This is a genomic window from Pseudoflavitalea sp. G-6-1-2 (assembly GCF_012927185.1).
Taxonomy (GTDB): Bacteria; Bacteroidota; Bacteroidia; order Chitinophagales; family Chitinophagaceae; genus Pseudobacter.
Window position 1 is genome coordinate 1841490 of the sequence record NZ_JABBGB010000001.1, and the last position, 15566, is coordinate 1857055.

The following is a 15566-nucleotide window of genomic DNA, read 5'->3' on the forward strand; positions in this document are numbered from 1 at the left end:
AAAGCTCAAAATACCGAACCAGCATGTTGTATCACTTAACAGAATGGCTTAAAGAACTCGGAGTGAAATTCCCTGGGAGCGCATTGTTCCAGTTCATTACATCCCGCGTAATGCTGGCCGTTATTCTCTCACTGCTCATCACCACCGTGTTCGGCAAAAAGCTGATCAAATATCTGCTGAAGAAGCAGGTGGGCGAATCTGTGCGCGACCTCGGTCTCGCAGGTGAACAACAAAAGAAAGGAACGCCAACAATGGGTGGACTGATCATCATCCTCGCCATTCTGGTTCCCACTTTGCTGCTGGCAGATCTCAACAAGGCGTATATCCGCCTCATGATCTTCGCCACTGTATGGCTCGGCATCATCGGTTTCATCGACGATTACCTGAAACTCCGCGCCAAGAAACTCGCGCAGAAACAAGGTGTAGCATATAAAAAAGGAGACAAAGACGGATTGGCGGGATGGTTCAAAGTACTCGGACAAGTAGTATTAGGTATTGTGGTAGCCTGCGTGATCCTCTTTAATGATAACACAAAAGTTCTGAGAGATTATACCGGTCCGGTTAACGCGAATGATACCACCATCATCAAACGCACACTCGACGGTAAAACAAAATATTTCGTGCAGGCTGATGCACCCATCACCACCATTCCATTTGTGAAGAGCCATGAGTTCAACTATTCCAAGTTGCTGCCGGAAGCGCTTCGCGGATTCACCTGGTTGCTCTACATCGTGATCGTGATCTTTATTGTGACAGCGGTTTCTAACGGTGCCAATATCACCGACGGACTGGATGGGCTTGCAACCGGCACCAGCGCTATCATTGGGGCCTGTCTCGGCATCTTCGCATATGCTAGCGGCAACTTGCGGTTTGCGGAATACCTGAACATCATGTACATCCCCAATCTCGGTGAGCTGAGCATCTTCATCGGTGCCATGATCGGGGCCTGTATCGGATTTCTCTGGTACAATGCCTATCCCGCACAGGTGTTCATGGGCGATACGGGCAGCCTTACACTCGGTGGCATCATCGCAGCGCTGGCCATCATCGTAAGAAAAGAATTATTGATCCCGATCTTCTGTGGTGTGTTTCTGGTAGAAGTGCTGAGTGTAACACTGCAGGTAAGTTGGTTCAAGTATACGAAAAAGAAATACGGAGAAGGAAGAAGGATATTCCTCATGAGTCCGCTGCATCACCACTATCAGAAGCTGGGATATCATGAAGCGAAAATTGTAACAAGGTTCTGGATTGTAACACTGTTGTGCGTTGTGTTCTCTGTAGTAACAATGAAGATCAGATAATGGCAAAAAGATTGATCATACTGGGAGCCGGTGAAAGCGGAGTAGGAGCAGCCATTCTCGGCAAGCTGAAAGGATACGATGTGTTCGTATCCGACGGCGGAACCATTGCCGATAAATACAGGAAAGAACTGGAAGCGCATGGCATTGCTTACGAAGCAGGCAGCCATTCCGAAGCCACCATCCTGAATGCTGATGAAGTGATGAAGAGCCCCGGCATTCCCGAAAAGAATGAACTGGTAAAAAAGATCCGCAAGCAAGGCATTCCCATTATCAGCGAGATAGAGCTGGCGTATCGTTACAAAGGCAACAGCCGTATCGTCGGCATCACCGGCGCAAACGGAAAAACCACCACCACTTCGCTCACTTATCATATCTGCAAAACAGCAGGACTGGATGTGGCGCTCGTTGGAAACATCGGTTATTCCTTTGCCAAACAGGTGGCCCTCGATCCGAAAGAGCTGTACGTTGCCGAGATCAGCAGCTTTCAGCTCGATGATATCAAAGAGTTCAGACCAGATGTGGCTATCCTCACCAATATCACAGAAGATCATCTGGACAGATACGAGTATAAGTTTGAGAATTACATAAAAAGCAAGTTCAGGATCGTTGAAAACCAAACTGCCAACGATCACTTTATTTATTGTGAAGACGATCCTGTAACGATGGAGTATATCGGACGGTTCGCTATCAAATCTAACCTATTACCATTTACTATGAACAAAGAGCCAAACCAAGGAGGATACATCAAAAACGGCCAAATGACTGTTGCGACTGGTGATGAGAAAATGCAAATGAGCGTTTATGATTTCACTCTCAAAGGAAAGCACAATCAATACAACACGATGGCAGCAGGTATCGCGGGTTCCGTACTCGGCATCCGTAAAGAGAAGATCCGTGATGCAGTTCAGACCTTCGAAAGCCTGGAGCATCGTATGGAGTTTGTAACCACTGTGCGCGGCGTTGACTTCATCAACGACAGCAAGGCTACAAACGTAAACAGTACATGGTATGCACTGGAGAGCATGGAGAAACCAACCATCCTCATTCTCGGCGGTGTAGACAAAGGCAACGACTACAGCTCCATGATGGACCTGGTGAAAGAGAAAGTGAAAGCCATTGTAGCCATGGGTACCGACAACAGAAAGATCCACGAAGCTTTCCAGAACGATGTTCCCGTGATCGTGAACACAGGCAATGCACGCGAAGCCGTTCATGCAGCTTTCCACCTCGCCAACAAAGGTGATGTAGTTCTGCTGAGCCCTGCTTGCGCCAGCTTCGATCTGTTCAAGAACTATGAAGACAGAGGCACCCAGTTCAAAGATGCCGTGAAAGAATTGTAATAACCGATCATGAGCAATAGCAGAGACATATCCTTCGATGAGTTGACCAGTCCCCAGAAAATGGGGAACAGGTTGTGGAGTAAGACCCGTGGTGACAAAGTCATCTGGGCTGCGGTACTGCTATTGGCATTGGTGTCGGTACTGGTAGTGTACAGCTCCACAGGATTGCTGGCCTACAAAATGAACAAAGGCAATACCGAGATCTATCTGTTCAAACAGGTTGCGTTCATTGCAGTGGGTATGGCGGTGATCTATTTCTCGCACAGAGTTAATTACACCATCTACACACGCGTGGCGCGGATACTGTTTCTCGTTTCGATACCATTACTGATCTACACCTACTTCTTCGGGGTGAGGCTGAACGAAGGAAGCCGATGGCTCAGGCTCCCGATCATCAACCTCACCATCCAAACGTCGGATCTCGCCAAGCTCGCACTGTTCATGTATCTGGGGCGGTTGTTGAGCAAGAAGCAGGATGTGATAAAAGATTTCAGAAAAGGCTTTATTCCTGTGATCACTCCGGTAGTGATCATTTGTGCATTGATAGCCCCCGCGAACCTTTCAACAGCACTGATGGTTGGTGCAACCAGCATGTTGCTGCTGTTCATTGGTCGCGTTAACGGAAAACACCTGCTGATGACAATCGGCGTGGCGCTTGTGCCGGTGATCATTCTCGTTACCATCGCAGTGGCTTACTACGATAAATCCGAAGGACGATCGAAAGACCTTCCTGCGATGCTCGAAGTTGGCCGTATGCCCACCTGGATAAAACGTGTACAGAATTTCGTATACGACAACAAACAGCTGGATAAGGACGAGAACTATCAGATCAACCAATCGAAAATAGCCATCAGCAAAGGTGGCATTCTCGGACTCGGACCCGGCAACAGCGAAACAAGAAACTTTTTGCCTCACCCTTATTCAGACTTCATCTATGCCATCATCATAGAAGAATATGGAATACTGGGTGGTGCCATCATCATATTTATCTACCTGATCTTTTTGTTCAGGTGTATACGCATCTTCAGAAAATGCCCGTATGCATTCGGCGCATTTCTGGCATTGGGACTGAGTTTCACACTGGTGATACAGGCCCTGATCAATATGGCGGTAACAGTGAATCTCTTCCCCGTAACAGGTGTAACCCTGCCGTTGGTGAGTATGGGAGGAAGCAGTTTTCTCTTTACCTGTCTGGCTATTGGCATCATTCTGAGTGTGGCGAGGAACGTAGAACAACTCGAAGGAAAAGAACCGGTACCCGAAGTAAACGCATAGCGAACTGAAATCATGAGCACGAGCAATCAACATAGCGGAAAACGAATCATCATAGCAGGAGGCGGAACAGGCGGACATATTTTCCCCGCCATCGCAATCGCCAATGCACTGAAGAAAGCCGATCCATCCATCGAGATACTGTTCATCGGAGCGAAAGGAAAAATGGAAATGGAGAAAGTGCCGCAGGCAGGTTATACCATCAAGGGTATCGACATTGCCGGATTCAACAGAAGTTCTTTGCTTAAAAATATCGGACTGCCATTCAAGCTCATCAAAAGCTTCTTTCAGGTAAGAAAGATCGTGAATGAGTTTGGTCCGGCTGCCGCCATCGGTGTTGGTGGATATTCCACTTTTCCTGTACTGAAATATGCACAGGCAAAAGGAATTCCCACTTTCATTCACGAATCGAATTCGTTTGCAGGCAAGAGCAATATGATGCTCGGAAAAAATGCAACGAAAATATTTGTGGCAACAGATGGCATGGAGAAATTTTTTCCGGCCGCAAAGTTGCAGATAACGGGCAATCCTGTTCGCGAAGCGATCGTGCAGCAGCATGTAACGCGTGAAGAAGCGAGCAGAAGTTTCGGCCTCGATCCTGCAAAGGAAACGGTGCTGGTAACCGGTGGAAGCCTTGGTGCCAAAGGCATCAACGAAGCCATCGATGCAGAGCTGGAAGCGTTTGCGCAGAACAATGTGCAGCTGATCTGGCAAACCGGAAAGCCTTATGCAGCAAAGGCTGCGGCCCGTGTGAAAGGATTCGACAATGTGTGGACCGATGCATTCATCACTAAGATGGAGAACGCATATGCAGCAGCAGATATTGTGGTGTCGCGTTCCGGAGCCATGGCCATCGCTGAATTATGTGTGCAGAAGAAACCGGCTGTTTTTGTTCCTTATCCGTTCTCTGCAGAGGATCATCAGACGGTGAATGCGAAACATCTGGTAGACAAAGATGCCGGACTGCTGGTGAAGGATAGTGAAGCGAGAGAGAAACTGGTTCCAACAGTAATTGCACTGGCAAAGAACGAAGCACAACAACGCGAACTGCAGCAGAACATCGGCAAGCTGGCCGTAACCAATGCAGATCAGCAGATCGCAACAACAATTTTAGAAGCAATCAAATAAGCGGCAGCAATGCCACAGGATATATGGTTCAATTGGAAGACATAAAAAAGGTATACTTCATCGGCATCGGTGGAATCGGAATGAGCGCCATTGCGCGCTACTTCAAATTCCACGGACGTGAAGTGAGCGGATACGACAAAACTGAAACAGTGCTCACAAAGCAACTGACAGCAGAAGGTATTCCCGTTCACTACGACGACAATCTGGAGCTGGCTCCCAAAGATGCCGACCTGGTTGTGTATACACCTGCCATTCCGAAAAACCATAGCGAACTGAACTGGTATCAGAACAGCCACATTCCTCTGATGAAACGCAGTGAAGTGCTGGGTGTGATCACTGCCGGTTCATTCAATATCTGCGTGGCAGGCACGCATGGCAAAACCACCATCACTACCATGATTGCGCATATCCTCCGCGATACCGGATACGGATGCAATGCCTTCCTCGGTGGAGTGGCCGTGAATTACAACAGCAACTACTGGAGTAACGAACGCAATGTATGTGTGGTGGAAGCAGATGAATACGACAGGAGTTTCCTTCGTCTCAGTCCGGATATCGCCGTGATCACTGCCATGGATGCAGATCACCTCGATATCTACGGAACACCAGAGGCAATGGAAGAAGCCTATATCGAATTCTCCAGAAGAGTGAAACAGGGAGGATGGATGATCAGCAAGCATGGTCTCAAGAGAAGCGATGCACTGGAATCTACTCACCAGATCACTTACAGTCTGCACGATAAAAATGCAGACATCCATACGGACAATATCCGCATGGAGAACGGCAGTTACCATTTCGATGTGATCACGCGCCTCTGGCAGCTGAAAGATATCACACTCAATATGGGCGGATTGCATAACGTAGAGAACATCACTGCTGCCATCATGATAGCACATCATCTCGGCATAGCAGACGATAAGATAAAAGCGGCAGTAGCCAGTTTCAAAGGAGTGAAGCGCCGGTTCGAGTACATGATCAAAACACCATCGCTGGTGTTTGTGGACGATTACGCGCACCATCCCGAAGAGCTGCGGGCATTGATCAGCGGAGCGCGCAAGCTCTTCCCCGACAAGAAATGCACCGTGATATTTCAACCGCATCTCTTCACCCGCACGCGCGACTTCGCAAAGGAATTTGCCGAAAGTCTCGATCTGGCGGACGAAGTAGTGCTGTTGCCGATCTATCCTGCGAGGGAATTACCCATCGAAGGAGTGACCAGCAGTCTGATACTCGACCAGATGACTTTGGAAAACAAACAAATTCTGGACAAGCCGCAGATCCTGGAATACATCAAACAAAATCAGAAAGAGAACTGGTTGTTGATCACAGCCGGCGCAGGAGATATCGATACCCTGCTTCAGCCGATCAAAACCATGCTGACACAATAAGGAACAGTTGATACAATGGCTAAAAAGGGAAAAGCAAAGAAAGTACTCATCTTCTTACTCTGGTTGATCATCGGAGTAACAGTGATTGTACTGTCTGTGAAAGCCATGAATCAACGCAGTGATGATACCTGCAAAGGATACGATATCGAAATCGCAGGTGGAGGAGATCACTGGTTCATCGACAAAAAAGATATTCTGGCAGTACTTTCCAACGACGGAGCAAAAGTTATTCGTGGCCGTTCGCTAAAATCGTTCGATCTTCGCGCGCTCGAAAATAAACTGGAGACATCACCATGGGTGAAAGATGCCAATCTGTTCTTTGATAATAACAATGTATTGCGCGTATCCATTACAGAAAGTGAACCGCTTGCGAGGATCTTTACTGTAACAGGAAATAGTTTTTACATCGACAGCGCGGGCAACCGGCTGCCGTTGAGTTCCAAGCTGTCTGCAAGATTGCCTGTGTTTACAGCATTCCCTACAGACAAAGCAAAACTCGGAACGGCAGACAGCGCATTGATGGCAGATATCAGGATGATGAGCGCCTTTATGCTGAAAGATCCTTTGTGGATGGCTCAGATAGCGCAGGTAGATATCACACCGGACAGAAAGTTTGAAATGATACCCACCATCGGGCGTCACGTGATAGAGTTTGGAAACGGAACAGATTATGAAAAGAAATTCCGCAGACTGCTGATCTTCTACAAAGATGTGCTCAGCAAAACCGGAATGGACACGTATAGCAGAATCAATGTGCAGTTCGAGCGTCAGGTGATTGGAGTAAGAGGAGGAGCTGCACCGCCCCCTAAGCCTTTGCCCGTATTGGCAGATAGTGCATTCAGCCGCACTACCTCCACCTTATCGGCAGCGAAGGTGAATACGGTTAACACCGAAAAACCACCCATAGATTCCAGGCCTGTACCGAAACGGACTAACCAACCCAACGGTAAGAAAAATCCACCTTCGAAAAGCCGTTCCTATGAAACCCCGGCTAAACCGTTGAATGTTCAGGCGAAGCCAACGGATAACAGACCCAAGGCAGTTATGCCAAAACCCAATTCCCATTAGCGAAGAACCGTCAATAACTAAAAAAAACAAACTAGTCAGATAACAACAACTAAAAACAGGATAATTTATGAACAATGAGCAACAACCCATCATCGTTGGGCTGGATATCGGCACAACGAAGATCGCAGCGATTGCGGGTCGAAAGAACGAATACGGGAAACTGGAGATCATTGGGTTTGGTCGTGCTAACTCCAACGGAGTAAAACATGGCCAGGTTTTGAACATCGATGAAACCATCAAGGCCATTCAGATGGCGCTTGACAACTGCTATGCTTCCAATCCCAATCTCGAGATCAATGAAGTGTACGTAGGTATTGCCGGTCATCATATCAAGAGCCTGCAAACCCGCGGTGATATTGTGCGTCAGCATACCGAAGAGGAGATCACTCATCGCGAGATCGACCAGCTTATCGCAGATCAATACAAAACTTATATCCCTGCAGGAGATCAGATCATCGATGTGATCCCACAGGAATTTACGGTTGACAACTTTCAGAACATCCCTAATCCAATCGGATATGGCGGTGTGAAGATCGGCGCCAACTTCCACATCATCACCGGCGACAAAAATGCCATCCGCAATATCAACCGTGCCGTTGAGAAGAGTGGACTGCATACCAAAGACCTGGTGCTGCAACCGCTGGCATCTGCTGCGGCTGTGATGGGACACGAAGACCTGGAAGCAGGTGTTGCCATTGTTGACATTGGTGGTGGTACAACCGACCTCGCCGTGTTCTATGAAGGTATCCTGAAACATACAGCAGTAATTCCTTTCGGAGGAGAAAATATCACCAACGACATCAAGACCGGCCTCGGTGTTCTCAAAACCCAGGCTGAGCAGATGAAGGTGCAATTCGGAAGCGCACTGGCCAATGAAGCAAAAGGCAATGCGTTCATCACTATTCCCGGTCTCCGAGGCATGCCTGCAAAAGAGATCAGCGTGAAGAACCTCGCCAACATCATTCAGGCGCGTATGAATGAGATCATGGATTTTGTGACCTACCATCTCAAACAGGTTGGGTTGGATAACCGCACATTGAATGGCGGCATCGTGCTCACTGGTGGTGGTGCGCAACTGCGTCACCTGATTCAGCTGACAGAATATGTAACCGGACTGAATGCAAGAATCGGTTTCCCTACCGAGCATCTCGCAGCCGGACATATCGAGGAGCTGGCCAAACCAACTTACTCAACCTGTATCGGTCTTATCCTCAAAGGATATTCCGATTACGAGAACAACCGTAAACAATTCGAACACCAGTTCAGAAAAGTGGAAATTCCAGAAGCGCTGAAAAAAGCAGCGATCGAGGAAAAGGTTATGGAAGAACCTGTAGAAATGGAGCAATCCGAAAAAGTAAAGAATCGCAAAGGGATCAAAGACTTCTGGGGCAAGTTCAAAGATGGTATCATCGACTTGTTCAAAGAAGAAGAAGATCACGCTCTTTAACCCCCGGAACCCGACCGATTTTTACTAACCCATTATTAGAAACAGTCTCCGGATGGGCTTTCAGGTGAGTAGAGGCCTGGTGAGACACAAAACGAAAGCTATGATTCATTTTGATTTACCGAAAGAGAAATCGTCCATCATCAAGGTAATTGGTGTGGGTGGTGGCGGCAGCAATGCTGTCAATCACATGTTCGATCAGAATATCGAAGGTGTGAATTTCATTATCTGCAATACAGACGCACAGGCTATTGCGCAGAGCAAAGTTCCCAATAAAATTCAGCTGGGGCCGCACCTCACACAGGGGCTGGGCGCCGGCGCCAATCCAGACATTGGCCGTCAGGCTACAGAAGAAAGTCTCGAAGAGATCAAACGCATTCTGGAAGTGAATACCAAGATGGCATTCATCACAGCAGGCATGGGCGGTGGTACCGGAACCGGTGGCGCTCCCATCATCTCCAAGATCTGTAAAGACCTGGGCATTCTCACCGTGGGCATCGTTACCACTCCTTTCACTTATGAAGGAAAGAAACGTCAGATCCAATCCGAAGAGGGAATCAAATCTCTCAAACAATATGTAGACACCCTGCTGGTGATCAGCAACGATAAACTGCGTCATCAGTTCGGTAATTTGAAAATGAAGGAAGCCTTCATGAAGGCAGACAATGTACTGGCCACTGCTGCAAAATGTATCACGGATGTGATCAACAGCACGGGTCAGATCAACGTCGATTTTGCGGATGTTTGCACAGTAATGCGCAATGGTGGAGTAGCCATCCTCGGAAATGCTTCCGTAGGTGGTGAAGACCGTGCACAACGTGCCATCGAAGAAGCGCTGAACTCTCCGTTGCTGAACGATAACGATATCAGCGGAGCAAAATGGATCCTCATCAATATCAACTCAGCCGAAGGCGAACACGAGTTCACCATGGACGAAGTGGATACCATTCAGAACCATCTGCTCAGTCAGGCTGGCGAAGGAACCGATGTGATCCTTGGTCTGGGATACGATAATTCGCTCGGAGAAAAGATCGGCATCACGCTCATCGCAACAGGCTTCGAGTACAACGATCCTTTCACCAGAAAAGCAGTGCAGCCTAAGAAAGAAGAAAAAGTATTGTTCAGCCTGAATCAGCAGGCAGAAGCACCGGCAGTTGCTCCGGCTCCTCCGGTTTCGCAGCAACCCGCCAACAGCACATCTACCAAAGCTGCTGTGATGATGCCGAAGAAAGAAGAGCCGGTTTATCCGATGGTAACACCGGAACCACCTGCCATCAAAGAAGAGCTGCAACCAAAACTGGTTGATCTCGATTCGCAGGAACCTTCTGCTCCGATGGTGCTTTTCCATAGCGACGAATCAGCTGGTACAAACGATACCAACGAACGCATCGAGTGGGTACTTTCTGAACCTGCTCCCGTTCAAAATCCTCAACCTCAGAAATCAACACAGCAACAGCAGATTGAAAACGGCAATGCCGCTTTCAATAGCAGCAGCTCCGGAAATGCCGGAGGGTTTCTGAACAGGCCTTCAAATATCTATGCAGACAATACGAAGAATGCATTTGAAGAGCCTAAGCAACAAGCCAAACCTGTGATTCAGCCCATCCAGCAACAACCGGTTGCGAAGCCCGTTAAGGAAGAAGATCCTAACGACATGCAGCTGGTGTTCAAAGATGATACTCAGGCGGCGGATATGCCTGGGGCCTACCAGACTCCACCAGTTGTTACGGCCTCTTCTGTTGAGGAACCTGCGATGCAGGACGAAGCTGAAGATCAAAAACGTCGCGCTGCTGAACGTATTCAGAAACTGCGTAATCTCAGTTTCAATATCAACGGCGCCGACCCTAACAATGAGTTTGAAACTGTGCCGGCTTATATCCGCCGCAATCTTGAACTCTACAACACCATCAGCAGTGTTGAGAATTTCTACAGCAATTACGAAGTAAAGAATGATGAGAACAATAAATCCAGCATTTCCACCATTAATACATTCCTGGATGGTGAGAAACCGGATTGATTAAAATAGTTATCTCTTTCCTGTATTTAAGTCTATTACCAAATACAGCGATTGTTGTTTTTAGTTGTTTCCCTCCTGATTCCTCGGGAGGGATTTTTTTTGACTAAATTTGTACAGGCACTCAATTTTCGTGTATGCAAACAATACTTATCTCCGGTGGTACCGGACTGTTAGGATCCGCTCTCACAGAAATGCTGACCGCAAAAGGATACAGCGTAATCATCCTCACACGAAAAGCGAGACCTTCCCATGGCGCAGTATCCTATGCTGAATGGGATCCCGCGGCAGGAACCATCGACCTGAATGCAGTGCAGCAGGCCGATCATATCGTTCATCTCGCCGGAGCCAATGTTGCAGATAAACGCTGGACGAAGAAAAGAAAGAAGGAAATTGTAGACAGCCGTGTTCAATCAGGGGAACTTATTGCGCAGACCCTCCAATCGCATCCGAATAAAGTTAAGTCGGTGATCAGCACGTCTGGCATCGGCTGGTATGGCGATGATAAGATTCGTCCCAAAGAAAAGAATATGTTCACCGAAGAAGATCCTGCCGACACGGAATATCTCGGAGAGACCTGCCGTCAATGGGAACTCAGCCTGAAACCTGTAACAGCAGCAGGAAAAAGACTGGTGATACTTCGTACAGGAATTGTGTTGAGCAAAGCCGGAGGAGCATTGCCGAGTTTTGTAAAGCCCATCAGAATGGGCATTGCAGCTATTCTTGGTAACGGAAGGCAGATGATCAGCTGGATCCATATCGATGATATTACGAGATTGTTTCTCTATGCCATCGAGCAGGAGTCTATGCAGGGCATCTACAATGCAGTATCTCCGCAGCCTGTAACTAATGAACATCTGGTACAGGGCATTGCAAAAAAGATAAAAGGAAAATTCTGTATAGAAGTGAATGTTCCTTCGTTCTTACTGAAACTGGTACTCGGTGAACTGAGTGTGGAAGTGCTGAAATCTGCTACTGTAAGCAGCGGAAAGGTTACCAGACAAGGGTTTCAGTTTTTATATCCCTCCATGAGTGTTGCGCTCGAAAATCTATTGAAGAAATAGGGACATCTCTTTTTCGGATCATCGTCCGGACGCGGGATATAAAAAGGACGGTAGAGAAATCTGCCCGGCAGAGTTGTGTCTACGATCGACACTAACGGGGAGGATGGGACTGAAGTGCTATGATGGAATCCGGAACAACAGATTTCAAGACCGCACTTTTTATATCCCGCGCCCGGACTGTTCCCTAAAAGATATGCAGCGGGAGCTGGGGTATCGGAAGTAGCCTCTGTGCAGGTGGTTGAGAGGAGGTTGTTTTGCTTTTGGGTTAGATGCTGTTTAGGAGTGGGTTTTGTTTTTTGTGGGGAGTTTTGGGTGTATGGTTGAGGCGTGTCAGGATGGAATGTGCTTCTCGTGATAAATACTGGTGAATTCTCCCACAACCGCCATCCCGTTTTCATTGAACAATAATCTGTGCAGCCGCAGATCATCAACATCGGATGGCAGTACTTTGCGCCATTGCGGATCGAGCGTACCTCCTTTTTGTCCGGCAGCAACATTCGGATCGTACTGAAATTGCGGATCACAGAGCGTTCCGCGCGGATACATGATGCCGGGAATGCCTTTGCCACGTATATCGAGCACAGTAGGGTGCTCTAACCCTAATGTATGACCGTATTCGTGTGCTGAAGTGGTGGAGGTTTGCCGCAGGTTGGCGATCTTGAAGTATCCTGTATTGCTGCCAAGTGCATCCACAAAAGAGATATCGATATTGGAATACTCTTCGATACGGAAGAAGTTAAGCCGTGGGTTATCGTTGTACCAAATGTCTTCGGGTTTGAGATCGGGTGCGTAGATACCTTCTATCTGAAATTTCAGCACATAGTCTTCGTGACGAATTCTTACGAAGGCTTCCGGTTCGTTCCAGATCCTCGCAATATCATCGGCGATGGTAATGGCGAGCGATGCATCGGCACAATCTCCGTAGATATGCACTGCGGAATGGATGGTGAGTATATTGTTTACCTGGTCGAGTGAAGCTTCTCCCATAACTGGCAAAATTGGTTGCCAGATAAAGATAAGATATACCTGAAAAGAAAAGGGGTACCCTGTTAGGAGTACCCTCTGTTTTTCTCTCATGTGACTTGCCCCCAGGGCCGAAGTCTGTTTATTGTGGATCCACTAATTGCGTAAAGGTTTGCCGCCTTTCAGAACGCTTTGGATGCGCTCCAGCGTTTTCTTCTCACCACAGAGACTGAGGAAGGCTTCTCTTTCGAGATCGAGCAGGTATTGCTCACTCACCAGTGATTGTTCACTGAGATCGCCACCACACATTACGTAGGCGAGTTTTTTGGCAACTACAACATCATGATCAGTTGCATAGTTGGCGCGCCACATGCCGTTGATGCCGGAGTAGAGGGCGCCGAGTGCGGAACGGCCAAGTACTTTCACATCGGTACGCTGCACAGGCATGGTATAGCCATTATCGTAAATATCGATCACGCTTCTTCTTGCTTCGGCAATTCTTCTTCCCTGGTTCATCACTACTTCATCATGTCCTTTACGGAGGATGCCGATCTCGAATGCTTCTGCTGCAGAGGTAGCCACTTTAGCAGTTGCGATGGTGAGAAAACGGTTCTTCAGTGTGATGGTATCGGGTTCGTCTTCGTGCATTTCGTCGGCTGCGCGCAGTACAAATTCTTTGGTGCCACCACCGCCGGGAATGAGGCCTACACCGAGTTCTACCAGTCCGATATAAGTTTCTGCTGCTGCATGAACTTTATCGGAGTGAAGGCTCAGCTCGCAGGCGCCGCCGAGTGCGAGCGCATGTGGCGCTACCACAACGGGCACTGCCGAATAGCGGGCACGCATCATGGTTTGCTGGAACATGCGGATGGCCATATCCAGTTCGTCGTACTCCTGTTCGATGGCCAGCATGAAGATCATACCAACATTTGCTCCGGCACTGAAGTTGGGACCTTCGTTGGCAATCACCAGTCCTTTGTATTGTGATTCTGCGAGTGCGATCGATTTCTGAATTCCTTCCAGTACTTCACCGCCGATGCTGTTCATCTTGGTGTTCCATTCGAGACCGAGTACATCGTCACCGAGGTGATAGGTACGGCAGCTGCTGTTCTTCCAGACTGTCTGGTTCTCGAAATTCTTCATTACGAGGAAGGCTTCGCCGCCGGGTAATGCTTTGTATGATTTGGAAGGGATATCGTAGTACAGTTTGCGGCCATTCTCCACTTTGAAGAAGGTGGCTGCGCCGGATGCGAGCATTTCATCTACCCATGCTGCTATGGTGTAGCCGGCATCTTTCATTTTCTTTGCGGTGTTGGCTACGCCGAGTACATCCCAGCTTTCGAAAGCGCCGATCTCCCAGCCGAAACCCGCCATCATGGCGTCGTCTACGCGATAGATATCATCGCTGATCTCCGGTATGCGGTGTGAGATGTAAGAGAACAATCCGTAGTGAAAATGACGATAGAAGTCGCCCGCTTTGTCCATGCCGGTTACGAGGGCCTTCAGTCTTGTCTTCAGGTCGTCGATAGGTTTGGCCGCTTCAACCGTAGCGAACTTGGGTTTTTTGCGGGGCTCGTATTCGAATGTATCGAGATTGAGTGTGTAGATTTCTTTTTCACCGCCTGCGCCTTTTCTTTTGGAGAAGAAGCCTTGTCCGGTTTTATCACCGAGCCAGTTGTTGGCTACCATTTTATCGAGCCATGCGGGGATGGCAAAGGCGGCGCGTTGTTCGTCGTTGGGACAGTTATCCGCAACGCCTTTGGCTACTTTCACCAGTGTATCGATACCTACTACATCGGCAGTTCTGAAAGTGGCAGATTTCGGGCGGCCGATGATGGGGCCGGTGAGTGCATCCACTTCGTCGATGCTGAGTTTCATCTTTTCTACCAGTCCGAAAATGGCCATGATGCCATACACGCCGATTCTGTTGGCGATAAAGGCAGGCGTATCCTTACACAATACAGTGGTTTTGCCTAATTGCAAATCTCCGTAGTGCATGAGGAAGTCGATCACAGACTGATCGGTATACGGTGTTGGGATGATTTCGAGCAAACGCAGGTAGCGCGGAGGGTTGAAGAAGTGCGTACCGCAGAAATGTTTTTTGAAATCGTCGCTTCTGCCTTCGGCCATCAGATGGATGGGGATACCGGAGGTGTTTGAAGTGATGAGTGTTCCGGGCTTGCGGTATTTTTCTACTTCGGTAAATATCTGTTGTTTGATATCGAGGCGTTCTACTACCACTTCGATGATCCAGTCGTAGGAACCGATATCTTTCATGTTATCGGTGAAGTTGCCGGTTGTGATGCGTTTGGCTACATCTTTGGTGAAAACGGGAGAAGGATTGCTCTTGAGAGCGGCCGTCAATGCGTCGTTCACCAGTTTATTCCTTTCGGCAGGTTTAGTACTTTCTTCAGCTCCTTTGGTCAGCATATCTAACAACAGTACCTGAAGTCCGGCTCCTGCAAAATGGCAGGCGATCCTCGATCCCATGACTCCGCTTCCCAGTACTGCTACCTTTCTGATGATGCGATTGGACATAGCGAAAAAATTAGTTAGTTAAACAACTATTTCCACCGAAGATAAA

Annotated in this window: 11 protein-coding genes; 9 read left to right on the forward strand and 2 right to left on the reverse strand. The window is 48.2% G+C overall.

Features of this window, described 5'->3' with window-relative positions:
• Positions 1 to 23: 23 nt before the first annotated feature.
• The 9 genes from mraY (at position 24) to HHL16_RS07730 (ending at position 12019) form a co-directional block, all read left to right on the forward strand.
• On the forward strand, positions 24 to 1301 hold the full coding sequence (gene mraY, locus HHL16_RS07690) for a phospho-N-acetylmuramoyl-pentapeptide-transferase (protein WP_169424541.1): 1278 nt from the start codon (positions 24 to 26) through the stop codon (positions 1299 to 1301).
• Positions 1301 to 2641: a UDP-N-acetylmuramoyl-L-alanine--D-glutamate ligase gene (gene murD, locus HHL16_RS07695; protein ID WP_169424542.1), complete on the forward strand. Its 1341-nt coding sequence runs from the start codon at positions 1301 to 1303 to the stop codon at positions 2639 to 2641. Before mraY ends, murD begins: the two co-directional genes overlap by 1 nt.
• Before the next feature lie 9 nt (positions 2642 to 2650).
• Positions 2651 to 3916: an FtsW/RodA/SpoVE family cell cycle protein gene (locus HHL16_RS07700; protein WP_206022284.1), complete on the forward strand. Its 1266-nt coding sequence runs from the start codon at positions 2651 to 2653 to the stop codon at positions 3914 to 3916.
• A gap of 12 nt (positions 3917 to 3928) precedes the next feature.
• Positions 3929 to 5041, forward strand: coding sequence for an undecaprenyldiphospho-muramoylpentapeptide beta-N-acetylglucosaminyltransferase (gene murG, locus HHL16_RS07705; RefSeq protein WP_169424543.1), 1113 nt, complete (start codon positions 3929 to 3931; stop codon positions 5039 to 5041).
• Positions 5042 to 5064: 23 nt separating this feature from the next.
• On the forward strand, positions 5065 to 6429 hold the full coding sequence (gene murC, locus HHL16_RS07710) for a UDP-N-acetylmuramate--L-alanine ligase (RefSeq protein ID WP_169424544.1): 1365 nt from the start codon (positions 5065 to 5067) through the stop codon (positions 6427 to 6429).
• Positions 6430 to 6444: 15 nt separating this feature from the next.
• Complete coding sequence (locus HHL16_RS07715) at positions 6445 to 7497, forward strand: cell division protein FtsQ/DivIB (RefSeq protein WP_169424545.1); 1053 nt, start codon at positions 6445 to 6447, stop codon at positions 7495 to 7497.
• A gap of 67 nt (positions 7498 to 7564) precedes the next feature.
• The gene (gene ftsA / locus HHL16_RS07720; RefSeq protein ID WP_169424546.1) at positions 7565 to 8944 is read left to right on the forward strand and encodes a cell division protein FtsA; all 1380 of its coding nucleotides are present in this window, start codon (positions 7565 to 7567) and stop codon (positions 8942 to 8944) included.
• 100 nt (positions 8945 to 9044) lie between these two features.
• Positions 9045 to 10958: a cell division protein FtsZ gene (gene ftsZ / locus HHL16_RS07725; RefSeq protein WP_169424547.1), complete on the forward strand. Its 1914-nt coding sequence runs from the start codon at positions 9045 to 9047 to the stop codon at positions 10956 to 10958.
• A 134-nt stretch (positions 10959 to 11092) separates the two neighbouring features.
• On the forward strand, positions 11093 to 12019 hold the full coding sequence (locus HHL16_RS07730; RefSeq protein WP_169424548.1) for a TIGR01777 family oxidoreductase: 927 nt from the start codon (positions 11093 to 11095) through the stop codon (positions 12017 to 12019).
• Positions 12020 to 12349: 330 nt separating this feature from the next.
• Here HHL16_RS07730 and HHL16_RS07735 read toward each other — a convergent pair whose 3' ends face one another.
• Together HHL16_RS07735 and HHL16_RS07740 are read right to left on the reverse strand one after the other, a co-directional pair.
• Complete coding sequence (locus tag HHL16_RS07735; protein WP_169424549.1) at positions 12350 to 13006, reverse strand: peptidase M10; 657 nt, start codon at positions 13004 to 13006, stop codon at positions 12350 to 12352.
• A gap of 132 nt (positions 13007 to 13138) precedes the next feature.
• Positions 13139 to 15520: a 3-hydroxyacyl-CoA dehydrogenase/enoyl-CoA hydratase family protein gene (locus HHL16_RS07740; RefSeq protein ID WP_169424550.1), complete on the reverse strand. Its 2382-nt coding sequence runs from the start codon at positions 15518 to 15520 to the stop codon at positions 13139 to 13141.
• Positions 15521 to 15566 lie beyond the last annotated feature (46 nt).

Coding starts and splice junctions, on each gene's coding strand:
- HHL16_RS07730 (WP_169424548.1), top strand. CDS start 11,093: ATGCAAACAATACTTATCTCCGGTGGTACCGGACTGTTAGGATCCGCT.
- ftsZ (WP_169424547.1), top strand. CDS start 9,045: ATGATTCATTTTGATTTACCGAAAGAGAAATCGTCCATCATCAAGGTA.
- HHL16_RS07715 (WP_169424545.1), top strand. CDS start 6,445: ATGGCTAAAAAGGGAAAAGCAAAGAAAGTACTCATCTTCTTACTCTGG.
- HHL16_RS07700 (WP_206022284.1), top strand. CDS start 2,651: ATGAGCAATAGCAGAGACATATCCTTCGATGAGTTGACCAGTCCCCAG.
- murG (WP_169424543.1), top strand. CDS start 3,929: ATGAGCACGAGCAATCAACATAGCGGAAAACGAATCATCATAGCAGGA.
- HHL16_RS07735 (WP_169424549.1), bottom strand. CDS start 13,006: ATGGGAGAAGCTTCACTCGACCAGGTAAACAATATACTCACCATCCAT.
- murD (WP_169424542.1), top strand. CDS start 1,301: ATGGCAAAAAGATTGATCATACTGGGAGCCGGTGAAAGCGGAGTAGGA.
- mraY (WP_169424541.1), top strand. CDS start 24: ATGTTGTATCACTTAACAGAATGGCTTAAAGAACTCGGAGTGAAATTC.
- HHL16_RS07740 (WP_169424550.1), bottom strand. CDS start 15,520: ATGTCCAATCGCATCATCAGAAAGGTAGCAGTACTGGGAAGCGGAGTC.
- murC (WP_169424544.1), top strand. CDS start 5,065: ATGGTTCAATTGGAAGACATAAAAAAGGTATACTTCATCGGCATCGGT.
- ftsA (WP_169424546.1), top strand. CDS start 7,565: ATGAACAATGAGCAACAACCCATCATCGTTGGGCTGGATATCGGCACA.